16 protein-coding genes and 2 tRNA genes are annotated in these 22,761 nt (G+C 48.2%); 5 read left to right on the top strand and 13 right to left on the bottom strand.

Annotated elements, in window-relative coordinates; translation table 11 throughout:
- Nucleotide 1: 1 nt before the first annotated feature.
- From JK154_RS03825 to JK154_RS03810, 4 genes are all read right to left on the bottom strand, one after another.
- Nucleotides 2–1,978, bottom strand: a complete 1,977-nt coding sequence (locus JK154_RS03825; protein ID WP_211991179.1) for a TonB-dependent hemoglobin/transferrin/lactoferrin family receptor — start codon at nucleotides 1,976–1,978, stop codon at nucleotides 2–4.
- Between the two features lie 87 nt (nucleotides 1,979–2,065).
- A complete protein-coding gene (gene hemP / locus JK154_RS03820; RefSeq protein WP_249215759.1) occupies nucleotides 2,066–2,230 on the bottom strand; it encodes a hemin uptake protein HemP in 165 nt (54 codons plus the stop codon).
- A 242-nt stretch (nucleotides 2,231–2,472) separates the two neighbouring features.
- Entirely contained in the window at nucleotides 2,473–3,522 is a 1,050-nt protein-coding gene (locus JK154_RS03815; RefSeq protein WP_211991177.1) for a 3-deoxy-7-phosphoheptulonate synthase, read from the bottom strand.
- Between the two features lie 176 nt (nucleotides 3,523–3,698).
- Nucleotides 3,699–4,532 (bottom strand): pyruvate, water dikinase regulatory protein, encoded by an 834-nt coding sequence (locus JK154_RS03810; protein ID WP_211991176.1) that lies wholly within the window; start codon nucleotides 4,530–4,532, stop codon nucleotides 3,699–3,701.
- Between the two features lie 355 nt (nucleotides 4,533–4,887).
- Here JK154_RS03810 and ppsA point away from each other — a divergent pair, with 355 nt between their 5' ends.
- The gene (gene ppsA, locus JK154_RS03805; RefSeq protein ID WP_211991175.1) at nucleotides 4,888–7,266 is read left to right on the top strand and encodes a phosphoenolpyruvate synthase; all 2,379 of its coding nucleotides are present in this window, start codon (nucleotides 4,888–4,890) and stop codon (nucleotides 7,264–7,266) included.
- 313 nt (nucleotides 7,267–7,579) lie between these two features.
- Here the strand turns inward: ppsA and ydiK are convergent, their stop codons facing one another.
- Nucleotides 7,580–8,701, bottom strand: coding sequence for an AI-2E family transporter YdiK (gene ydiK, locus JK154_RS03800; protein WP_211991174.1), 1,122 nt, complete (start codon nucleotides 8,699–8,701; stop codon nucleotides 7,580–7,582).
- A gap of 200 nt (nucleotides 8,702–8,901) precedes the next feature.
- Between ydiK and JK154_RS03795 the strand changes: the two genes are divergently transcribed.
- Together JK154_RS03795 and JK154_RS03790 are read left to right on the top strand one after the other, a co-directional pair.
- On the top strand, nucleotides 8,902–11,955 hold the full coding sequence (locus tag JK154_RS03795) for an FAD-binding and (Fe-S)-binding domain-containing protein (RefSeq protein ID WP_211991173.1): 3,054 nt from the start codon (nucleotides 8,902–8,904) through the stop codon (nucleotides 11,953–11,955).
- Nucleotides 11,955–12,365 (top strand): hotdog fold thioesterase, encoded by a 411-nt coding sequence (locus JK154_RS03790; protein ID WP_211991172.1) that lies wholly within the window; start codon nucleotides 11,955–11,957, stop codon nucleotides 12,363–12,365. The genes JK154_RS03795 and JK154_RS03790 overlap by 1 nt, the downstream gene beginning before the upstream one ends.
- Nucleotides 12,366–12,604: 239 nt before the next feature.
- Here JK154_RS03790 and JK154_RS03785 read toward each other — a convergent pair whose 3' ends face one another.
- The 5 genes from JK154_RS03785 to mdtK form a co-directional block, all read right to left on the bottom strand.
- Entirely contained in the window at nucleotides 12,605–12,841 is a 237-nt protein-coding gene (locus JK154_RS03785) for a major outer membrane lipoprotein (protein ID WP_211991171.1), read from the bottom strand.
- Nucleotides 12,842–13,186: 345 nt separating this feature from the next.
- Nucleotides 13,187–14,599, bottom strand: coding sequence for a pyruvate kinase PykF (gene pykF, locus JK154_RS03780; protein WP_211991170.1), 1,413 nt, complete (start codon nucleotides 14,597–14,599; stop codon nucleotides 13,187–13,189).
- Between the two features lie 540 nt (nucleotides 14,600–15,139).
- A tRNA-Val gene (locus JK154_RS03775) sits at nucleotides 15,140–15,216 on the bottom strand.
- Nucleotides 15,217–15,229: 13 nt separating this feature from the next.
- A tRNA-Val gene (locus JK154_RS03770) sits at nucleotides 15,230–15,306 on the bottom strand.
- Between the two features lie 164 nt (nucleotides 15,307–15,470).
- Nucleotides 15,471–16,844 carry an MdtK family multidrug efflux MATE transporter gene (gene mdtK / locus JK154_RS03765; RefSeq protein WP_211991169.1) on the bottom strand — a complete coding sequence of 458 codons (1,374 nt, stop codon included), beginning with the start codon at nucleotides 16,842–16,844 and terminating at the stop codon, nucleotides 15,471–15,473.
- Between the two features lie 300 nt (nucleotides 16,845–17,144).
- Here mdtK and JK154_RS03760 point away from each other — a divergent pair, with 300 nt between their 5' ends.
- Nucleotides 17,145–17,786, top strand: coding sequence for a riboflavin synthase subunit alpha (locus JK154_RS03760; protein WP_211991168.1), 642 nt, complete (start codon nucleotides 17,145–17,147; stop codon nucleotides 17,784–17,786).
- A 131-nt stretch (nucleotides 17,787–17,917) separates the two neighbouring features.
- Here JK154_RS03760 and cfa read toward each other — a convergent pair whose 3' ends face one another.
- Complete coding sequence (cfa, locus tag JK154_RS03755; protein ID WP_211991167.1) at nucleotides 17,918–19,066, bottom strand: cyclopropane fatty acyl phospholipid synthase; 1,149 nt, start codon at nucleotides 19,064–19,066, stop codon at nucleotides 17,918–17,920.
- A 289-nt stretch (nucleotides 19,067–19,355) separates the two neighbouring features.
- Nucleotides 19,356–20,540 carry a purine nucleoside transporter PunC gene (punC, locus tag JK154_RS03750; protein ID WP_211991166.1) on the bottom strand — a complete coding sequence of 395 codons (1,185 nt, stop codon included), beginning with the start codon at nucleotides 20,538–20,540 and terminating at the stop codon, nucleotides 19,356–19,358.
- Between the two features lie 123 nt (nucleotides 20,541–20,663).
- Between punC and punR the strand changes: the two genes are divergently transcribed.
- Complete coding sequence (gene punR, locus JK154_RS03745; RefSeq protein ID WP_211991165.1) at nucleotides 20,664–21,602, top strand: DNA-binding transcriptional activator PunR; 939 nt, start codon at nucleotides 20,664–20,666, stop codon at nucleotides 21,600–21,602.
- On the opposite strand, the gene purR is transcribed toward punR, so the two are convergent.
- The gene (gene purR, locus JK154_RS03740; protein WP_211991164.1) at nucleotides 21,599–22,624 is read right to left on the bottom strand and encodes an HTH-type transcriptional repressor PurR; all 1,026 of its coding nucleotides are present in this window, start codon (nucleotides 22,622–22,624) and stop codon (nucleotides 21,599–21,601) included. The genes punR and purR overlap by 4 nt on opposite strands.
- Nucleotides 22,625–22,761 lie beyond the last annotated feature (137 nt).

Below are 22,761 nucleotides of genomic sequence, written 5' to 3'. Positions count from 1 at the left end.
TTTACCATTGATAGCTCACAAAAATTTTCCCATTCCGGCCATCCTGTGGGATTCCCTGAGGTGACCAGTACTCTTTATCGAAGGCATTGCCCAGCACTAATGAGGTTGTGATACCGCGGAACTGCTGCTGCCCCGTATAACTGATGTAGAAATCGTTAACACCATAGCCTGCTTGCGCCTTAGTCGATGGTGCAAGATCTCTGTAGCGATCAACAAATGTGCCGACCCAGCCGACAGAGAAACCACTGTTTGAGACAGGAATATCCAGGGTGGTGACAACCGTGTCCGGGTTTACGGTAGCCAGCCAGTCATTGGTACCTTCTTTCTTCCCTTTCGTTCGGTTGTAAGACACACCCAGACTGAACAAGTCGCTGGTGTATTTGCTCATAACATCCCAGCCCCATATTTTGGCTCTGGGAATGTTGTAAGACATGGTGGTGTTGTTATCCATGTCGACAGTGGTATCGATATAGTCTTTGGCTTTGGTATCAAAGTAACTGGCTTTAAACTCCAGCCCATCATTAGCCATCAGTAAATCGTCAAAACGCAAACCGAAACCGTATTCCTGGGTTTCATTGGTTTCTGGGCGCAGGTTAGGATTAGGTACCCAGTAGTTTGTTCTGCCTGGGTACAAGGTGAAATGTTTTGAGTCGTTATACATTTCAGCCATAGTGGGGGCCCGGAAGGCTTGAGCCCAGGAACCGAATAGCATCAGCCATTGTGTCGGGGTCACGGATACCGCACCACGAGAGGACCACTTACTGGCATCAACATCATCGTAACCATGGCTGCTGCCTTTGTAGTCATCATACCGGGTACCGATAAGGAAACTAACAGGGAGGTCACGCAGGGTGATTTCATCTTGCAACCAGCCTGATTTAAAATCGATGGTCGCCTGTGGGAAACTTTCCGTCTGACCACCCGGGTGCTGCTTCTGGCGATAATATTCACTACCGTAGGTAAAGGTGTGAGCCGCCGGGCTGTCGCTGAATGCGTCACTGCGATTCTCAAGCTTAATGCCATTGGTCGTCTGTTTACGGAATTCCCCTTTGAAGTCATCTGTTTGCGCATTGATACGAACTTCTGACCAATAAAGAGTAGCGTCAGCATTTAACCAGTCACTATTCTGCGGGTCGACGTGGTATTTAAGCTCTGCATCACGCTGGATCGTTGAGCGGTTCACCATAGGATTGCTGGTTGTCGGCTCGGTGGTTTGGGGATTTTTGGGTTCGCGAGCACTGTTGTTATAATAGCGAACGGATCCAGTAAGGGATTGAGCATCATCAACAAACCATGTGCCTTTGGCGAGCATATTGCCAATCGTTTCGTCATTGGGCGCGGTCTGACCATCACTTTGGCGCAGGTTGCCACGATCCCGGGCAGACCAGGATACGATCCCATCAAGATTATCCGTGCGACCAAATGCACTGGCACCTATGCCAAAACTGTGATCGCCTGTGGCCGCATTTGAAAAGACACGATAGCCGCTATTCTGCCCGTCATAGAGTAAATCGGCTGCATTCACGGTCTGATAAGAGATAACCCCCCCCAATGCGCCACTGCCGTACAGTAACGCAGAAGGGCCACGAACCACTTCGATACGCTTAATTAATGCCGGGTCGAGGAAGGTACTATTCAGGTGTCCAGTGTCGGTGCCCTGGCGAACCCCGTCAACTAAAGTAACAATCCCTGAGCGGCTATAACCGCGCATTGAAATATCCTGGCCATTAACACGACCAGAGCCTGAAACGGAAACACCAGGTACGCGGCGTAGCATATCGGCGGCAGATGCAGCGGTTTCACTTTCGGGGGTATTGCCGTCGATGACAGTGACCATCATAGGGGCTTCAAACGTACTGCGCTGATTACCTGTGGCAACGACAGTCATTTGATCATTTTTGGCAAAAGCAGGCAGAGTACTGAAAACGACCAGGGTAATGACAGACAGGCGAAAGCCTGCCGATTTAATGCGAGGCATGCAAGATTCTCCATAGAAATCAGAAAATGCTGGCTGCCTTGGTCATAAAAACCTGGGTGGCTGGCTTTAACTATTTATGTTTTAAAACTATTTTGTCAGGATTAGTTTTCCTGCCTGAGTCTGTCGTAAAAGGTACTGTTGACCTTCATGCACGATAACCACTTTGCCTTCAGGTCCCAGTAATTTTTTACTGTCAATTTGCCGAGGCATTTCTGGGGGAAGTGGGCTAGCAGGGGAATATGATTTATTCATGCGACTCATTCAACTCATAAATGGCAATCACAATAACAATAACAATAACAATGATAATCATTATCATGAAAAGTTAAGGACGCTGCAAGTTTTATTTAGGCAAGAGCAGCTGAAGTGTAAGTCCTGTGTTAAAAATATAACCAAAGGGGATAAAAAAACATCAGTAAGGTCTGTCACCACCAGAAAATCGGGAGATGACAGAACCAGAACATAATAAAACACTATATATTATATAGAGATAATTACTGGAAGCGTGATTCAACAGCTGTAGCTAATTTATCCAGTAACGTAACAGTATCTTCCCAATGAAGGCAGGCATCCGTAATTGACTGCCCATAAACCAGAGGCTTACCAGGGATCAGGGGCTGCGTCCCTTCTTTAATGAAGCTTTCCGCCATAATACCAACAATAGCCTGCTGCCCATTAATAATTTGCGCACAAATATCATCACAAACCATTAATTGCTGGCGATGTTTTTTCTGGCTATTCCCGTGACTGAAATCCACCACTAAGTGAGGCGCTAATTGATGCTGCTCGAGCATTTCGCATGCCCCCGTAATATCCTCTGAATGATAATTAGGCTTTACCCCACCACGCATTATTACATGCCCATAAGGATTACCACTGGTCTGGTAAATTGTCATTTTCCCTTGTTTATCCGGGGAGAGAAACATATGACTGACTTGGGCTGCCCGGATGGCATCGATAGCAATACGAATATTTCCGTCAGTGCCATTTTTAAAGCCAATCGGGCAGGACAGTGCCGAAGCCATCTCCCGATGGATTTGGCTTTCCGTCGTACGCGCTCCAATAGCTCCCCAACTAATTAAGTCAGCAATAAATTGCCCCGTTACCATATCGAGAAATTCCGTAGCGGTAGGAATTCCCAGCTCATTAATGGTCAGAAGTAAACGACGTGCTTGTTCCAGGCCGTGATTGATACGGCAGCGGCCATTTAAATCAGGATCGGAGATCAATCCCTTCCAGCCAACGACAGTACGAGGTTTTTCAAAGTAGGTACGCATCACAATTTCCAGCCGGTGCTGGTATTTATCACGTATTGCCGCCAGGCGCCGGGCGTAATCAACGGCGGCCTCCGGATCATGGATTGAGCAAGGGCCAACGATGACTAACAGGCGATCGTCATGACCGCTGAGGATCTTCTCTATTCGTTTGCGGGAGTCGGTCACATGTTGCGCAACAGAAGGGGAAAGGGATAAACGAGTAATTAATTCAGCGGGTGTTACCAGGCTTTCAATAGGCGCAGTACGCAATTCATCTGTCTTATGCATGATAGTCTCAAAATATTAGCGTTCTTAGCCTTTGCCAGACTAAGAAGTGATGGGAGTCACAATAAACGAAATCAGCATGATTTCAACGCATGTTTTAACCAGTGTAAGCCGTAAGCATGTGTCCCACAGAATTAAACATACTGTATCACAGATGAATGATCTTTTGTACTAGCATATTAGTACATGCGGCGATTCAGTCCCATAATATCCAGAATCTTTGTCGCCATCTCTTCAACTGAATAGTTGGTACTATTAAGATAACGAATCTTATTCTTGCGAAAGAATGCCTCAACCTCAGCCACTTCCAGACGACACTGGCGCAGTGAAGCGTAACGACTATTCTCCCGGCGTTCTTCACGTATTGCCGCCAGACGCTCTGGGCTAATCGTCAGACCAAACAGTTGCGGCTGCAGTGTTTTCAGTTCCTGGGGCAACTGCAGGTTGTCCATATCATCGGCAATGAAAGGGTAATTTGCTGCCCTGATCCCGAATTGCATGGCTAAGTAAAGGCTGGTGGGCGTTTTACCGCAGCGAGATACGCCTAATAAAATGACCTGTGCCTGATCAAGATTACGCATAGAAATCCCGTCGTCATGGGCAAGGGTATAGTCAATAGCAGCGATGCGTGCATCATACTTAATGATATTACCGGGGTTAAGACCGTGGGTTCGATGGGCGACGGGCGTTGGGTCTATCCGCAGCTCATTCTGTAGTGGGGCCACCAGTGCCTGGACGATATCCTGACAAAACCCTTCACTCTGGATAATTATCTCACGAATTCTGGGAATAACGATTGAATAGAAGACCAACGGACGGACGCCGGTTTGCCGATAGATACGGTCTATCTGCTCTTTTACGTCATAAGCCCGGGTTTCATTTTCTACAAACGGGAGTGTCACACTGTTAATGGACACTGGAAATTGCGACATAACAGCATGTCCCAGTACCTCTGATGTAATGGCTGTGCCGTCTGAAATATAGAAGACGTGGCGATCGACTTTGCTATCCATAGTTAACCCTGTCGTTGTGATCTTGAATGACAGCATAAATGAAAAGATGACAGATGGCAGGGTAAATGATGTTGAACATCGATGATGAGTTTTTGGTTAAAAAATTCATGAGCCAGTGCCTTTCATTCACACTGAAAATAATACTTTATTGATTTATTCGGGTCACTATTTGGCTTTTTTTTATATAATTCATTATTAATCATTGGATTAACTCTCATACTGATTTATATGAAAAATTAAAAAAAATTTTTTGCTTGAACGATTCACCAGGTTCATTCTTATCGCGGAATATGCAAAGCTTATTAAGAAGTCTGGTATTTCTTATACCCATTCATTTTAAAAAAGGATTGCTTTGATGCCCAATACTGATTCTTCACCACTGGTACTTTGGTATAACCAACTTGGTATGAATGATGTAGACAAGGTCGGGGGCAAAAATGCCTCCCTGGGAGAAATGATTACAAATCTTTCAGGTATGGGCGTGTCTGTACCTAATGGTTTTGCGACTACCGCCGACGCGTTTAATCAGTTTCTTGACCAAAGTGGTGTGAATCAACGCATCTACGCGTTACTGGATGTGACTGATATAGATGATATTCATCAACTGACGAACGCCGGGGCACAAATCAGGCAATGGATCATCGAGACACCGTTCCAGCCTGAACTGGAAACCGCGATCCGTGAAGCCTATCAGACGCTTTCTGCGGATGATGATCAGGCCTCATTTGCTGTGCGTTCTTCCGCCACGGCCGAGGATATGCCTGATGCTTCATTTGCCGGGCAGCAAGAAACCTTCCTGAACGTTCAGGGGTTTGAGGCGGTGCTGGTAGCAGTCAAACATGTGTTTGCCTCGCTATTTAATGACCGGGCTATCTCTTACCGCGTACATCAGGGCTATGACCACCGGGGGGTGGCGTTGTCTGCCGGTGTTCAGCGCATGGTGCGTTCCGATTTAGCCTCGTCCGGGGTGATGTTCTCTATTGATACTGAGTCGGGTTTTGACCAGGTGGTCTTCATTACTTCCGCCCTGGGGCTGGGTGAAATGGTTGTGCAGGGAGCGGTTAACCCGGATGAGTTCTATGTACATAAACCCACTCTGGCAGCGGGAAGACCCGCGATAGTGCGCCGCACGATGGGATCAAAAAAGATTCGTATGGTCTATGCCGCAACACAAGAGCATGGTAAGCAAGTTCGCATCGAAGAGGTACCCGACGTTGAGCGTGATCGCTTCTCTGTCACGGATGAAGAAGTTCAGCAACTGGCCCAGCAAGCGATACAAATTGAAAAACACTATGGCCGTCCGATGGATATTGAATGGGCCAAAGACGGGCATACGGGAAAACTCTTTGTCGTCCAGGCTCGTCCTGAAACGGTACGTTCTCAAGGGCAGGTAATGGAACGTTACCAGCTTCACGCCCAGGGTAACATCCTGGCGGAAGGGCGTGCGATTGGGCATCGCATTGGTGCCGGTGTGGTGAAAGTGATTCACGATATTGGCGAGATGCATCGCATTGAACCGGGGGATGTGCTGGTCACTGATATGACAGACCCGGACTGGGAACCTATCATGAAAAAGGCGGCCGCCATTGTGACCAACCGGGGCGGGAGAACCTGTCATGCGGCGATCATCGCCCGTGAGTTAGGCATACCTGCCGTAGTCGGTTGTGGTGATGCAACTGATCGCATCACCGAGGGGCAAAGTGTCACCGTCTCTTGTGCTGAAGGGGATACTGGATATGTCTACAGTGAGTTACTCGACTTTAGTGTCAAAAGCTCTACGGTGGACAAAATGCCAGATTTACCGCTAAAGATCATGATGAACATAGGTAACCCGGATCGGGCTTTTGACTTTGCCTGCTTACCGAATGAAGGGGTCGGGCTGGCCCGGCTTGAGTTCATTATCAACCGCATGATAGGCGTTCATCCCCAGGCGCTGCTTGAATTTGACCAGCAATCTCCCGAGCTGCAAGCAGAAATACGTACCCTGATGAAGGGCTACGATAGTCCGACTGAATTCTATGTGGGGCGTTTAACCGAAGGCATTGCGACCCTTGGTGCTGCTTTCTGGCCGAAGCGTGTCATTGTACGTCTCTCGGATTTTAAGTCTAATGAGTACGCCAACCTGGTAGGTGGGGAGCCTTACGAGCCAGAAGAAGAGAACCCGATGCTGGGCTTCCGTGGTGCAGGTCGTTATGTGGCTGACAGCTTCCGTGACTGCTTTGCGCTGGAATGTGCCGCCATGAAGCGGGTGCGCAATGACATGGGCTTAACTAACGTGGAAGTGATGGTGCCCTTTGTGCGCACGGTTGCCCAGGCGAAAGCGGTGGTTGAAGAGCTGGCACGCCAGGGGCTAAAACGTGGTGAAAATGGGCTGAAGCTGATTATGATGTGTGAAATCCCGTCTAACGCATTGCTTGCGGATCAATTCCTTGAGTACTTCGACGGGTTTTCTATCGGCTCTAATGATATGACCCAGCTGACTTTGGGGCTTGATCGTGATTCCGGGGTTGTCTCGGCGCTGTTTGATGAACGTAATGACGCGGTCAAAGCATTACTGTCGATGGCGATTCATGCAGCGAAAAAACAAGGGAAATATGTCGGGATTTGTGGTCAGGGCCCTTCTGACCATGAAGATTTTGCCGTCTGGCTGATGGAACAGGGAATTGATAGCCTGTCGCTGAACCCAGACTCGGTGGTGCAAACCTGGTTGAGTCTGGCAGAACAAGCCCGCTGATTTTTTTCGCTGATAAAACAAAACGGCCCCCGGAACGTGGAACACCCACGCCGGGGGCTGTTCTGTTCAAACCTGTGGTATTTAAGCGCAAAAAAAAGCCCATCAAAGATGGGCAAAGACTACACAGCAATTTGTCCCGGGGGAGGTCTGAGCAACCCATGGGGGATGAGGTTGTTGCACGAGTTTATTCTTTGATATTAGATACTCACCTGTGCAGCGTCATTCGGATTCATCCCAATCGTCAGTGAAGGAAAAAAGAGTGTTAAGGGCATCACAGAAAACAGGCGATATCCTTCCCACTCAGTCGCATCACTTATTTGTCACTGGCTTCCTGATGCATATTTTCTTCTATCTGCTCTATGACTTTATGGGGGGCGTCATGAGGTTCAGGGACTTCATCCATCCAGACAAGCACCAGACGGTAGGAGACAGCCAGCAGCATTGGGCCAATAAACAAGCCAATCAGACCAAAGGCAATTAAACCGCCGATAACACCACACAGAATCAGGACCATTGGCAGATCAGCACCCATGCGGATCAGCACCGGGCGGATAACACTGTCCATGGTTCCTACCACACAACTCCAGATCAGTAGCAGCGTGCCCCAGGTAGCATCACCACTCCAGTAAAGCCAAATAATGGCGGGTACCAGAACCAGTAATGGGCCCACCTGAACCAGGCAGCAAAGAATCATTACCACCGTGAGCAATGAGGCAAATGGAATCCCCGATATTGCCAAGCCAATACCGCCCAAAATCCCCTGTGCCAATGCGGTGACCACAACACCCAGAGCTACAGCGCGAATGGCCTGAGAGGCGAGAATGACTGCGGCATCACCGCGTCTGGGAGCAAGACGTGCAGCAAAATGACGGAGACTGAAGCCGATACTTTCCCCTTTGGCAAACAGCACAATACTGAATAACAGCATCAGGCCTAAATGGATGAACAGGCTACCAATTTGTATTGCCTGGTTCAGAAACCAACTTGTGGTCATACCAATATAGGGCTTAACACGGTCAAACAGGGCATTGCCACCACTGTTTAGCAGGCTATTCCATAAGTTATGCAATGAATTACCCACCACGGGGATGTCATGAAGCCAGTCGAGGGTGGGCAGAACAAAATGGCCCTCTTTCGCCCATTCAATCAGCGGGGCACTGTTTTGTACCAGGCTGCTGGCAAGTAATGAGATAGGAATAACAAAAATCATGATTAGCAGGAGCATCATGGCGATGACGGCAAGAATACGTTTTCCCCATAACAGGCGTTCTAGCTTGATAAGCAGAGGCCAGGAAGTGATAACGATGGTACCGGCCCATGCCAGCCCCAATAAGAAAGGGCGGATTATCCAGATACAGGCGACGATCATCACTGACATACATAAAACAGAGAGGACTATCCGCAGAAGATCCTCGGGCTGATTGGTTTTAACCATGGAATAATCACCTTAAGAAACAGCAAAAATGTGTAAACAACGTTAACTGAAAACAGAATCATGGTGCATGTTGTCGGTTTTTAACAAGGCTACTGAGCGTCTTATTATCTTAAATAACTACCGCAACTTTTAATGAAGTATGATAAAAAAAGAGACGCAAACGATAACTTACAACGATTATAAACAGGGTCGGCGAATCAATGATCCCACAAATTTCTCAAGCACCTGGTGTGGAAAAAACGGTGCTCAATTTTTTAAAAGCGCTGGAGCAGCAAGGTTTTACTGGAGATAGCGCTACGCGCTATGCCGATCGTCTAACCATGGCAACGGACAACAGTATCTATCAACTGTTGCCTGATGCGGTAGTTTTTCCTCGCTCTACCCAGGATGTGGCGTTAATCACTCGGCTTGCCAGCGAGCCTGCTTTCACTTCGCTGGTTTTTACGCCACGTGGTGGCGGTACCGGGACCAATGGCCAGGCTCTGAACCGTGGCATTGTGGTCGATATGTCCCGCTATATGAACCACATCCTGGAGATAAACCTGGAAGAAGGCTGGGTGCGTGTCGAAGCGGGGGTGATTAAAGATCAGCTTAACCAATACCTTAAACCCTATGGGTATTTCTTTGCCCCAGAGCTCTCTACCAGCAACCGAGCCACCCTTGGAGGCATGATCAATACGGATGCCTCCGGGCAAGGATCACTGGTTTATGGCAAAACATCAGACCATGTCCTGGGGGTAACCGCGGTTTTAATGGGCGGAGAGACTCTTAATACTTACCCGATGCCTACTGCACTTGCCGAAGCCAGGGGACAGGAAGAGGGGGTTGTGGGGCGCGTTTACCATCAGGTACTGACCCGCTGCCGTGATCATCGTGCACTGATCCTCGAAAAATTTCCAAAGCTGAATCGTTTTCTGACAGGCTATGATTTACGCCATGTGTTTGATGATACGCTTTCTCAGTTTGACTTGACGCGCATTCTGACTGGCTCAGAAGGGACGCTGGCATTTATTACCGAGGCAAAACTCGACATAACTCCTTTGCCAAAAGTGCGTCGTCTGGTCAATGTAAAATATGATTCGTTTAACTCTGCCCTTCGCAATGCGCCATTCATGGTCGAGGCTCGTGCCCTGTCTGTTGAAACGGTGGACTCCACAGTATTAAACCTTGCCCGGGAAGACATTGTCTGGCATTCGGTGAGCCAGTTAATTACTGATATCCCCGGGAAAACCATGCTGGGCCTCAATATTGTTGAGTTTGCTGGTGATGATGAGACGCTAATCAATCAGCAGGTGGATACCCTGTGCCAACGTCTTAATGACCTGATAGCCAATGCCGAAGGCGGGGTGATTGGCTGGCAGGTTTGCGATCGACTCATTGATATAGAAAGAATTTACGCAATGCGTAAAAAAGCAGTCGGTTTGCTGGGTAATGCGAAAGGGGCGGCGAAACCGATCCCCTTTGCCGAAGACACCTGTGTGCCTCCACAGCATTTGGCTGATTACATTGTTGAGTTTCGTGCCCTTCTTGATAGCCATAATCTCAGCTACGGCATGTTCGGGCATGTGGATGCCGGGGTGCTGCATGTGCGTCCAGCGCTGGACATGTGTGATCCACAGCAAGAAGTACTCATGAAAAGCCTTTCAGATGAAGTGGTTGCATTAACTGCAAAATATGGGGGCTTACTGTGGGGGGAGCATGGCAAAGGCTTCCGGGCTGAATATAGCCCGGCATTTTTTGGTGAGGTGCTTTATGAGGAGCTTTGCCGTATTAAAGCCGTCTTTGATCCGGATAATCGCCTTAATCCGGGGAAAATATGCCAGCCCTGGGGCAGTCATGCCCCAATGATGAAAGTGGATGCGGTGAAGCGTGGTACCTACGATCGCCAAATCCCGGTCACTGTCCGCAGTGCCTGGCGAGGCGCAATGGAGTGCAATGGCAATGGCCTGTGTTTCAATTTTGACGTCAAAAGCCCCATGTGCCCCTCCATGAAAATTACCCATAACCGGCTGCATTCACCTAAGGGGCGGGCAACCCTGGTACGGGAATGGCTACGGATGCTGTCTGAACAAGGCGTTGACCCACTTAAACTGGAGCAACAGTTGCCTGAATGGAATACCAGCCTGCGTTCATTAATCGAGCGCACACGTAACAGCTGGCAAGCCCGTAAAGGGGCTTATGATTTCTCCCATGAAGTGAAAGAGGCAATGTCAGGATGCCTGGCTTGTAAAGCGTGTTCCACACAATGCCCGATAAAAATTGATGTTCCTGCCTTCCGTTCTCGGTTTTTACAACTTTACCATACACGATATTTGCGCCCTGTTCGGGACCATTTGATGGCGAATGTAGAACAGTATGCCCCTGTGATGGCTCAGGCGCCGAAAATGTTTAATTTCTTCATGCGCCAGACGTGGATGCAAAAATTGTCAGAAAGACATATTGGGTTAGTCGATTTACCGTTGTTATCCACGCCCAGTTTAAAACAGCAATTGGTCGGGCACCGTTCTGCTAACACCACGCTGGAACAGCTGGAGAGTTTTAGCCCTGAGCGTCGGGCTAAAACGGTGCTGGTGGTGCAGGACCCCTTCACCAGCTTTTATGACGCCCAGGTGGTGGCTGATTTTATCAAACTGGCGGATAAACTCGGTTTTGAACCCGTGGTATTGCCTTTTTCACCGAATGGCAAAGCCCAGCACATTAAAGGATTCCTGAAACGATTTGCCCGCACGGCCAGTAAAACGTCAGAATTGCTGAATCGGATAGCCCGATTAGGCATGCCGTTGGTGGGGGTCGACCCAGCCTTAGTGCTCTGTTACCGGGATGAATACCGGCAGGTACTGGGAGAGACGCGGGGCGAGTTTCAGGTGCAACTGGTACATGAGTGGTTACAGACCGTCCTGGAAGGCACAGCAAGACGATCCTCGGAGGATGAAGCCTGGTATCTTTTAGGGCACTGCACTGAAACCACGGCATTACCGACCAGTACCGGGCAGTGGGGGGCTATTTTTGCCCATTTTGGCGCAAAACTTGAAGGCGTGAATGTGGGATGTTGTGGTATGGCGGGTACCTATGGTCACGAGACACTTAATCACGCTAATTCCAAAGGGATTTATGCCCTGTCCTGGCAGCAAGCCTTACAGCGTTTACCACACCAGCGTTGCCTGGCAACAGGTTATTCATGCCGTAGCCAGGTCAAACGAATGGAAGGCCAGGGGGTTCGTCACCCGCTCCAGGCCTTGCTGGAGATAATCTGATGCTATGGCGACGTACAGCAAGCCTGGAACAGCTCAATGGCATGAGCCACCACACCCTGATCGCACACTTAGGTATTGAGTTTACACGGATAGGTGCGGATGAGCTGGAAGCCACGATGCCTGTTGACCAGCGAACCAGACAGCCTTTTGGGCTGTTACATGGTGGGGCTTCTGTGGTCCTGGCGGAAACGCTGGGATCGGTTGCCGGCTATTTATGCTGTGAAGGCGAACAGAAGGTGGTGGGGCTCGAGGTGAACGCCAACCATGTGCGTTCAGCAAAAGAGGGGATTGTCAGGGGAGTCTGTCGTGCTATCCATGTGGGGCGGCATAATCAAGTCTGGCAAATTGATATCTACAATTCACAAGGGCAGCTCTGCTGCAGTTCGCGTCTGACAACCGCCGTTCTCTGACAACTCCGCGTCGACCCGGGAGACTGAGGTGTTCTTCAGGGAGGATGGAGATTGTTTTTTCTGTTACTACTTTACATCCTTCCAGTAAGGGCCTTAAACGGCCTTCAGGACGTTAACCGTCATTAAAGAGGGTAGTTGCAGGGCTGACAGATGGAAAGCGTTTAGCGAGCGGCTGAGAGGCTTAAATGAAAGGCAAAAAAAAATGGCGCACAATGTGCGCCATTTTCATCAAGCTACTCTTACTTACGGTAAGAATGAGCCAGATTATCCAGACGCTGGTTAGCACGAGCTGCGTCGTCTTTAGCTGCCTGAACGTCAGAACGAACTGCGTTCACGTCGCTGCTCAGCTGATCAACTTTAGCGTTCAGAGTCTGAACGTCAGAAGACAGTTGATCGATTTTAGCGTTGCTTGAGCAACCAGCCAACAGTGCAGAACCCAGGATTACCGCGCCCAGTACCAGTTTAGTACGATTCATTATAAATACCCTCTAGATTGAGTTAATCTCCATGTAGCCTTGTAAGTATTACACAAAGTTTTTTATGTTGAGAATAATTTTTTCAGGATAATGCATTTAAAGTTGATCGTTCGCTCAAAGAAACATCGAATAGTGGAAAAAAATAAAAAAAAATGGTGTCCGGGATCAGATGTTTCTTATTTAAGGTCCTTGCCATAAATAAAAAAAAGACGTTTTTATTTGCCGACTTAAAAATAAAAAGAGAAAGAGAGCAAATGGCTTAACTTTCCTCGTCGGCTGACAGGGGATCGCTGACAATAAAAAAGCGCCCGCAGGCGCTTTTAATCATCAACGACGGGGCGTTAATTACAGAACATGTACTGAAGCGGTATTGGTTGTGCCGCTGGAAACCAATGCGCCGGAGACCATAACAACAATTTCACCTTTCTTCGCCAGGCCACTCGCCAGGGCGGCTTCTTTACCTTGCAGGTAGAAATCATCAGTCGAAGCAATCTCTTTCACCAGATTGCTCACAACGCCTTTACTTAGTTGTAACTGACGAGCGGTAATTTCATTGGTTGTCAGTGCCAGGATGGTTGCGTTCGGGAAGTATTTACGCACAGCTTTAGCGGATTTGCCCCCATGGGTCGCCACAACAATCAGGACAGATTCCAGTTTTTCTGCTGTTTCCACCGCACCACGACACACAGCTTCAGTGATACGCAATTTACGGTTATCAAAGCTGCTATCAAGACGGCTGTTCATTACACGGTCGGTACGCTGGCAGATAGTTGCCATAATGGTAACGGCTTCCAGGGGATATTTACCTTTGGCAGACTCGCCAGAAAGCATAACGGCATCGGTACCGTCCAGAATGGCGTTAGCCACATCGCCCGCTTCCGCACGTGTTGGGCGTGGGTTCTTGATCATTGAGTCAAGCATCTGGGTCGCGGTAATCACGACTTTGCGTGCGCGTACACATTTTTCGATCATCATTTTCTGGGCGAAGATGACTTCTTCAACCGGAATTTCAACACCCAAGTCACCACGTGCAACCATGATGCCATCAGAGGCTTCAAGGATCTCGTCAAAATTATTCAGACCTTCCTGGTTTTCAATTTTAGAGATGATATGAATATTTTCACCCCCGTGAGCTTTCAGGAATTCACGAATTTCGACAACATCAGAACGCTTACGAATGAATGACGCGGCGACGAAATCAACGCCTTGTTCACAACCGAAGATAAGATCCTGTTTATCTTTTTCGGCCAGCGCGGGCAGGGCAATAGAAACGCCTGGAAGGTTCACGCCTTTATTTTCACCCAGCTCACCATTATTCAGAACCTTACAGACCACATGCTTACCATCAATACTGATGACTTCCATGCCAATCAAGCCATCGTCAACCAGTACTGTGTTGCCCACGCTTAAATCATTGGTGAAACCTTCATAAGTGACAGCAACAATTTCATTGTTACCGACCACGGTCTTATCGGTGGTAAACGTGAAGGTCTGTCCTGCTTTCAGGCTGACATCATTGCCGCCTTCCAGTTTAATCGTGCGGATTTCCGGGCCTTTGGTATCCAGCAGTATGGCAGCAGGTTTACCGGTTTTGGCAACGACGTTGCGCAAATTTTTAATACGTTGACCATGTTCTGCATAGTCACCGTGGGAGAAGTTTAAACGCATAACGTTCATGCCAGCGTCCAGCATTTTGGTCAGCATCTCTTCAGATTCAGTTTTTGGACCGATAGTACAAACAATTTTAGTTTTTTTCATAATAAGCTTATCTATAAGTTGAGGAGGATTGTTAAAGTCTGATCCCGCGGGACTGAACCCACGAAACTTAAATGTGTATGCGTGTTGCGCAAAGAGTACTTATTAAGGATAGGTGACAGAAAAGAAGCGTGCAGAAGAAAATGTGCTAGTGGTTCAGCGGACGGTGATGAGGATGATTTTTGTTGTATTAAGAAGGAGTCCAATGGGCTGAAACCTTTCAAGTTAAGAACGCGCGTATTATAAAGATTTATTCTCGTGAAGGGAAAGAAAAACGGCTGACAGATGAAGAAAGAGTATATTTATCCGCGGGCTTGCCTGGCAAAGGGCAATAATATGAATATTTGTTCAGTAGCAGGGATAAAAAGGGGCGGAATGTGGCATGGGCAGTAGATAAAACTGGTTTTGCGCAAATTGTAAAAACTTTGTTTTACTGACCAGAATATCAGTGAAGTTCAACGGCAAAACGGCTGCCACTGGCGCAATATTTATTTTATTTGAAATTGTACTGGAAAGTACCGGGTGCCATTTAACGTTGTTAAATGGTGCGTCCGAGTGGACTCGAACCACCGACCCCCACCATGTCAAGGTGGTGCTCTAACCAACTGAGCTACGGACGCACTGAGCAAGAAATGGTGCGTTCAATTGGACTCGAACCAACGACCCCCACCATGTCAAGGTGGTGCTCTAACCAACTGAGCTATGAACGCATTGTGTCTTTGTGACAACGGGGACGAATATTAACGGCACCGTTGCCACCTTGCAAGGGGAAAAATACAAATTTCTGCACTATTTCAATCAACTGTCGAGACTCTGTGCAGAATGCTGCTAAAACAACCGCCTCAGCCAGTGCGTGAATGGTGGATCAAGACCGTTACCGGGCCGCCCGCTGTAAAATGAGTGTTGCAGGCTGACGCTGTAGCCAGCGTACACGCAGTACCATCAGTACCGCTGCGGAGGTCAGGCCAACAATGAAGCCTATCCAAAAACCAGCAGGCCCCATAGGAGCTCCTGCCCAGTGGGTCAGGGCGAGAATATAACCTGAGGGTAATCCGAGGAGCCAGTATGCGGTGAAAGTGATGTAAAAGATGGCCCGAGTGTCTTTATAGCCTCGTAATATACCGCTTCCCACGACTTGTATTGAGTCTGAAATTTGGTAAATGGCTGCCAGTAGCATTAAATGGGTTGCCAGAGCGACAACCGCAGGGTCGCTGTTATAGAGTAGCGCAATCGGTTCGCGGAACGTGATAGTAAACAGTGCCGTCATGACAGCCATGCAAACACCAACAGCAAAACCAGTACGGGCCGCCACTTGAGCATGGGCTGTGGAACCCTGCCCAAGGTAGTAACCGACACGAATAGTTACGGAAACGGCCAGGGAGAGCGGTAAGACGAACATTAACGAACTAAAGTTAAGGGCTATCTGGTGCCCGGCGACATCCACAATACCAAGAGGGGATACCAGCAATGCGACCACGGCAAATAAGGTTACTTCAAAGAACAAGGCAAGGGCGATGGGCAAACCTATCTGCGTTAAACGTTTGAGCACCATCCAGTCAGGTTTACTAAAGTAGAGTGGGTTTTTAATATCACGCATTGACCCCGCTCTTCGGATATAAGAGGTCATACAAAAGAACATGGCCCAATACACGACCACGGAAGCAACGGCACAGCCGACGCCACCTAATTCAGGCATGCCTAAATGACCGTAAATAAAAATATAGTTAATGGGAATATTGACGAGCAAGCCAATAAAACCGACCACCATGCCGGGTTTTGTTTTAGATAGCCCCTCACACTGGTTACGCCCCACTTGATAGAATAAATAACCCGGTGCGCCCCATAATAAGGTACGCAAGTAGTCAACGGCTTTATCTGCCAGTGCCGCATCGACATTATCCATAGCCCGGATAATATATCCGGCGTTCCAGAGCACCAGCATGACCAGGACAGCAACAAAAGCCGCTAACCAAAAACCCTGACCCACCTGATGGGCAATCCGATGGCGTCTTGCAGAACCATTAAGCTGGGCAATGGTTGGGGTTAATGCCAATAACAAGCCGTGACCAAAGAGAATAGACGGGAACCAGATTGAGGTTCCTATCGCCACTGCCGCCATATCCGTGGCGCTGTATCCTCCCGCCATGACCGTATCGACAAATCCCATTGAAGTGAGCGCCACCTGGGCAATAATAACGGGGATAGCCAGGGAAAGAAGCTGCTTCGCTTCGGTAAAGTACTTCTGCATACACCTACCTGATTATTTCTATTTATATCGGTAAACCCTATGGCGTATTCGCACCCAGGGCTGCAAACAGTCTGAATGGCATGGGGTATAATTGGAGACTAAAAAAACCGCAATTGCTGGCGGTTATAAGATGTAGTGTTTCTTAATCAGGTCTATTGTAGCGAGAGAATATTTATAAACCAGTGAAAAATAGTTCACTACAGATGATTGCTGGCACGCTTTTTTTTCAGCTGATAGAGTGTGTCACTATTAATAGGCTTTAAATACGATAAATCCTTATGTATCGTCAGGAGTTTAAGCATGTTTACAGGTATTGTGCAGGGTGTTGCTCCCCTGGTATCTATTGAAGAAAAATCAAACTTCCGCACCCATGTCATTGAATTACCGGAAGAACTATTACAGGGGCTTGAGACGGGGGCATCGGTTGCTCATAATGGCTGCTGCCTGACGGTAACCACCATCGAAGGAAATCGCGTAAGTTTTGATTTAATCAAAGAAACCCTGCGCATCACTAATTTGGGTGAGTTAAAGGTTGGCGACAGCGTTAACGTTGAGCGTGCCGCGAAGTTTAGTGATGAGATTGGCGGTCATTTGATGTCCGGGCATATTGCTACCACGGCCGAAGTTGCAAAAATTTTAACCTCTGAAAATAACCGTCAAGTCTGGTTTAAAGTTCTGGACCCGTCATTGATGAAATATATTTTGCATAAAGGTTTTATTGGTATTGATGGTATTAGCCTGACGGTGGGAGAAGTAACCACAACACGTTTTTGTGTACATTTAATCCCGGAAACGCTGGAGCGTACTACCCTGGGTAAAAAGAAACTTGGCCAACGGGTAAATATTGAAATTGACCCGCAAACTCAGGCAATTGTGGATACCGTTGAGCGGGTTCTGGCAAGCCGTGAAATTAAATTGCCCGCGATCAATGCGGAAGAATAATTTCAGCATCAGTATTTCCACCTGAGCCATCAAATGTGATGTGCTAAAAAAAGCCGGGCAGCTCAATCAGCCCGGCTTTTTTTTATTAGGCAGGTGGTTGCCTGCTGATATAAAAGTCACCACATCGCGTGTTAGCGAGCGACCCGTAGTCCATCCGTCACCCCGTGGCTGAAGACAACCTGCCACAGCTGAATATCACGCGCCCTGAAAGCACCCGCGCAGGCATAAAGATAATAGTTGAACATACGATAGAAACGATCATTGTAATGATCACTGATCTCAGGCCAGCTCTTCTGGAATTTTTCAGCCCAGGCCATGAGTGTTTTATCGTAGTCTGCACCAAAATTATGCCAGTCTTCCATCACAAAATAGGGCTCGCTGGCGGCAGCGATTTGATAAACAGACGGCAGACGCCCATTCGGGAAAATATATTTATTGATCCATGGGTCAACATTATCATCAGATTTATTTGAACCGATGGAATGCAGTAAAAAGAGGCCGTCAGGTTTGAGATTGCGGTTGACCACATCAAAGTAGGTGGCATAGTTCTTGGGGCCTACGTGCTCAAACATACCAACGGAAACGATACGGTCAAACTGTTCGTTAAGGTCACGGTAGTCCTGAAGCATGATTGTGACATCAAGTCCCTGACAACGTTGCTGCGCCATTTTCTGTTGTTCTGCCGAAATGGTCACACCAAAAACTGAAACACCGTAATTCCGTGCGGCAAACTCTGCGAGACCACCCCAGCCGCAGCCGATATCAAGGAGTTTCATTCCCGGTGCTAATTGCAGTTTTTCACAGATCAGTTTGAGCTTGGCATCCTGGGCGTCAGACAGATTGTCTGCATCTTTCCAGTACCCACAAGAGTACTGCATGTGCTTGTCTAACATTCGCTGAAATAGATCATTACCCAAGTCGTAATGCTCTTTTCCGACGATCCATGCCCGCTTTCTCGATTGTAAATTGACTAATTTAGCTGCAGCAATACGTAATGTATCTTTCAAATGGTGGGGCAGCTGATTTTCGAGTCCGGCATCCAGTACTTTAGTAAAAAAAATGTCCAGCCGTTCACAATCCCACCAGCCATCCATATAACTCTCGCCAAGACCAAGAGAGCCTTCTTGCAGGACGCGTTTAAAAAAATCTGAATTATGTACCTGAATATCAAAAGGATTGGGGCCATTCAGCGTAATGCCTGCTCTCCCCAACATCTCACTCGCAATACGGTACCACTCATTATCCCGTAAGTTTTCTTCTTCTATACACGATGAACTCATAGTTTCTCCATCACTCCATTGTGATCAGAACCCCTGAATATTGTAGTCACTATTCTGGTCGTCGTGAAAAATTTCACGAAACGCCCGTGAGCCTGAAATCCGGAGTTTAAAAAAGAAAGGAGGAAGATCTCCTTACTTAACGTCTTTTCTAAGAAACAATATAGACTCAAACTGATTTGACGCCATTATTATAAACCCTGCAAACAAAATCAGCAGCAACTGTAATGATTATCGAAACTGATTCATAATATGCAAGATTATTATGCATTTTTGTTTGGCAGGGGCATTGTTAATGTGTGCGGGATAGGGTAGAGCGTCTGGTGTTGTACTGTAACAGATAGCCTGCACTGGCAAGCACGATAGTGCCAAGCATCACGCTGGTGGTTGTGAGCAGTGGTGTCATGACCAGCCATGAGACGACCAGACTCGCGAGGAAGCAGAGCCCTAATTGCAATGTGTTCTGCAGTGCAGCAGCCTTGCCGCTGGCATGGGCAAAGGGCAGTAAAGCCGCCGCCACCACAATCGGATAAATAGCACCGTTCGCCATGGCCATAATGCAGAATGGGATCAGTACCAGGGTTAAGGTCGCATGACCACTGATGGCAATGAGCCAAGTAGCGACAGTACTGACCCCGTAGAGCACTAATAACCATGGCAGTAATGTTTTGCCCTGAAACTTCAGCAATGCGCTGCGACAACCATAGCCACCAATCAGAAAGGCTATCGTTTGAGGAACATAGCTCAAACCAATTGCTCCCGCGCCGTAACCCATTTCACTAATAATAAAGGGCGATCCTGTTAGCCAGGCAAAAAAACTGGCCGAGCAAGCGGCGTACATTAATACATTGCCACTGTAGGTACGGGAACGGAGCAGAGAAAAAAAACTGACCTTTTCCTCTGTTTGGGCAGGGATAAATTTAGCTGGTTGTGGTTTGAGAAACAGGGCTGGCACCATAAGTATTAGCGTGATGATAAACAGCACGGCAAAAATAGCTTGCCAGTCGTAGTGATTAAGTAACCAGCTGCCTAATAACGGTGCCAGTGCAGGGGAAAGTCCCACCAGTGGCATAATTGTGGCAAAAATACGCCCCGCACGCCGGGCCGGATAGTGGTCGGTCACTAATGCCTGCCAGCTTACGGCGGCGGAACAAACCCCTATCGCCTGAATAAAGCGCAGGACGAGGAGTTGAGTGACGTTTTCGACCCACAACATTCCCAGACAGCTGATAGCAAAGATACTTAATCCCATCAGTAGAACCGACTTCCGCCCGTATTTGTCAGACAATGGCCCCCATGCCAGCTGGGCAAAAGCAAAGCCAGCAAGAAACAGACTCAGGCTGGCACTGATCGCTGAGGCATTACTGCCTAAGTCATGCTGGATTGCGGGGAAAGCAGGTAAATACATGTCTGTTGCCAGGAAGCCAAGTACGCTCAGGCCAGCCAGCCATATAAGAAATCCCTTTGATGGTTGCATATCTTTCTCTTGTATTTAGATGTAATAAAAAGCAGGCGAATGTGGCAAAAGTCTACGGAGTGGTAATATTGTTGTAAAACGCTAATATTTGCTTATTGCATTCAAAAATTTTGCAGGCAAAGCATGTGGTCTGAATATTCACTGGAAGTCGTTGATGCTGTGGCACGTAACGGCAGTTTTAGCGGTGCGGCGCAAGAGCTCCACCGTGTGCCGTCGGCAATCAGTTATACCGTGCGTCAACTGGAGGAATGGCTGGCGGTACCGCTGTTTGAACGTCGACATCGGGATGTTGAATTGACAGCAGCCGGGGCACTTTTTTTAAAAGAAGGCCGTTTTGTTATCAAAAAAATGATGGCAACACGCCAGCAGTGTCAGCAGATAGCGAATGGCTGGCGGGGAGAGCTGGCTATTGCCGTTGATAACATTGTCAAACCTCAGCGTATCCGTCAGTTGGTTATTGATTTTTATCGTCATTTCCCGGATGTCGAACTGCATGTTTCCCGTGAGGTCTTCAACGGTGTATGGGATGCACTGGCTGACGGAAGAGTGGAGCTGGCTATTGGTGCCACACAGGCTATTCCTGTCGGGGGGCGTTATGGTTTCCGGGATATGGGGACGCTAAACTGGCAGTGTGTGGTTGTCTCGACACACCCGCTGGCGGAAATGAACAATGGGCCATTGAGTGATGAATTATTACGCGACTGGCCATCACTGGTGCTGGAGGACACTTCGCGTTCCTTACCAAAGCGTATCACTTGGCTACTGGGTAACCAACGGCGGCTGGTCGTGCCTGACTGGGCATCCGCCATCGACTGCCTCAATGCGGGGCTGGGTATTGGCATGATCCCGGCTCATATTGCCAGGCCGTTTGTGGCGTCCGGCCGCTGGAAGCCATTACAGCTAGAGAACCCTTTCCCCGATTCTTCTTGTTGCTTAACCTGGCGACAGAATGATGCCTCACCAGCCTTAAACTGGCTATTAGACTATTTAGGTGACAGTGAGACAATGAACCAGGAGTGGTTACAGGAGTCAGATGCAGCCACTGACCCCTGCAAGAGTTAACGTCGGTAGTCAATAAAGGGGCCGTCCGCCACAGAGCGACGTTCAACAATTCGGGGATGAACCTCAATGGTCTGTGATTCTTCGCGCTTATTAATGATGCGGTCAAGCAACATATTAAGCGCGGTTTCACCGAGACGTTCTTTAGGTTGATGAACAGTCGTTAATGCGGGGGAAAAATAACGCGAATTTCTCACATTGTCATAACCAATGATCGAGATATCTTGTGGGACACGTAATCCCATCTCATCGGCGGCGCAAATCGCCCCCATGGCCATAACATCCCCCCCACAGAATACGGCTGTGGGGCGATGGGGCTGCCCCAGGAGTTGTTGCATGGCACGATACCCTGACTCAGGTTCAAAATCCCCCTGAACGATCCAGTTATCAGGAATAGCGAGGTTTGCTTCTTCCAGCGCTTTCATAAAACCAGCATGGCGACCACCGCCGGTATTACGTTCCAGTAGACCGGGAATGGCACCAATATCACGGTGACCCCGTTCAATTAAATAACGACCCGCCAGGTAACCACCATGAAATGCGTTATCAATCACGGAGTCAGTAAAGTCTGCCCGGGATTCTCCCCAGTCCATAACAACCATAGGAATATTACGGTACTCTCCCAGGGTCGTCAGCAAGTCCTCCGGGTATTCTGAACACATCACTAATAACCCGTCGACACGTTTTTGCGCCATCATTGACAGGTAGGCTTTCTGCTTTTCAAAATTGTTATGGGCATTGCCGAGGATAAGGGTGTAGCCCTTGGCAAAACAATGGTTTTCCACTGCTTCGATAATTTCGGCAAAGTAGGGCGCTTCACTGGATGTTGCTAACAGGCCAATAGATTTGGTGTGATTGACCTTCAGGCTTCGTGCTACGGCGCTGGGGGAGTAGTGGAGTGCTTTGATAGCTGCCCAAACAGCATTACGCGTCTCCTCTGCTACAAATCGCGTCTTATTGATTACATGCGATACCGTGGTAGTGGAAACGTTTGCGCGCTTCGCTACATCCTTAATTGTTGCCATTAATTGTCACTCCAGACCATATTGTAACCTCCTGAGGACTTGATGTTAAACGTTTGCCTCCGCCCAATCCAGACATACTCAACCGGATGGGCCTGTCGGAGTACGACATGAGATGTGGAGGGGTGTTATCAGGCGAT

Source organism: Citrobacter sp. JGM124 (genome assembly GCF_018257795.1).
Lineage (GTDB): Bacteria > Pseudomonadota > Gammaproteobacteria > Enterobacterales > Enterobacteriaceae > JGM124.
The sequence above is the reverse complement of the archived record's forward strand: the minus strand, read 5'-3'. Positions and strand labels throughout refer to the sequence as shown.

What these genes read in the sequence shown, in the direction of transcription:
- JK154_RS03810 (WP_211991176.1), bottom strand. Translation starts at nt 4,532, where the DNA reads ATGGATAGCAAAGTCGATCGCCACGTCTTCTATATTTCAGACGGCACA.
- JK154_RS03790 (WP_211991172.1), top strand. Translation starts at nt 11,955, where the DNA reads ATGCTATGGCGACGTACAGCAAGCCTGGAACAGCTCAATGGCATGAGC.
- JK154_RS03760 (WP_211991168.1), top strand. Translation starts at nt 17,145, where the DNA reads ATGTTTACAGGTATTGTGCAGGGTGTTGCTCCCCTGGTATCTATTGAA.
- pykF (WP_211991170.1), bottom strand. Translation starts at nt 14,599, where the DNA reads ATGAAAAAAACTAAAATTGTTTGTACTATCGGTCCAAAAACTGAATCT.
- mdtK (WP_211991169.1), bottom strand. Translation starts at nt 16,844, where the DNA reads ATGCAGAAGTACTTTACCGAAGCGAAGCAGCTTCTTTCCCTGGCTATC.
- hemP (WP_249215759.1), bottom strand. Translation starts at nt 2,230, where the DNA reads ATGAATAAATCATATTCCCCTGCTAGCCCACTTCCCCCAGAAATGCCT.
- cfa (WP_211991167.1), bottom strand. Translation starts at nt 19,066, where the DNA reads ATGAGTTCATCGTGTATAGAAGAAGAAAACTTACGGGATAATGAGTGG.
- JK154_RS03785 (WP_211991171.1), bottom strand. Translation starts at nt 12,841, where the DNA reads ATGAATCGTACTAAACTGGTACTGGGCGCGGTAATCCTGGGTTCTGCA.
- ydiK (WP_211991174.1), bottom strand. Translation starts at nt 8,701, where the DNA reads ATGGTTAAAACCAATCAGCCCGAGGATCTTCTGCGGATAGTCCTCTCT.
- JK154_RS03795 (WP_211991173.1), top strand. Translation starts at nt 8,902, where the DNA reads ATGATCCCACAAATTTCTCAAGCACCTGGTGTGGAAAAAACGGTGCTC.
- JK154_RS03825 (WP_211991179.1), bottom strand. Translation starts at nt 1,978, where the DNA reads ATGCCTCGCATTAAATCGGCAGGCTTTCGCCTGTCTGTCATTACCCTG.
- JK154_RS03815 (WP_211991177.1), bottom strand. Translation starts at nt 3,522, where the DNA reads ATGCATAAGACAGATGAATTGCGTACTGCGCCTATTGAAAGCCTGGTA.
- punR (WP_211991165.1), top strand. Translation starts at nt 20,664, where the DNA reads ATGTGGTCTGAATATTCACTGGAAGTCGTTGATGCTGTGGCACGTAAC.
- purR (WP_211991164.1), bottom strand. Translation starts at nt 22,624, where the DNA reads ATGGCAACAATTAAGGATGTAGCGAAGCGCGCAAACGTTTCCACTACC.
- ppsA (WP_211991175.1), top strand. Translation starts at nt 4,888, where the DNA reads ATGCCCAATACTGATTCTTCACCACTGGTACTTTGGTATAACCAACTT.
- punC (WP_211991166.1), bottom strand. Translation starts at nt 20,540, where the DNA reads ATGCAACCATCAAAGGGATTTCTTATATGGCTGGCTGGCCTGAGCGTA.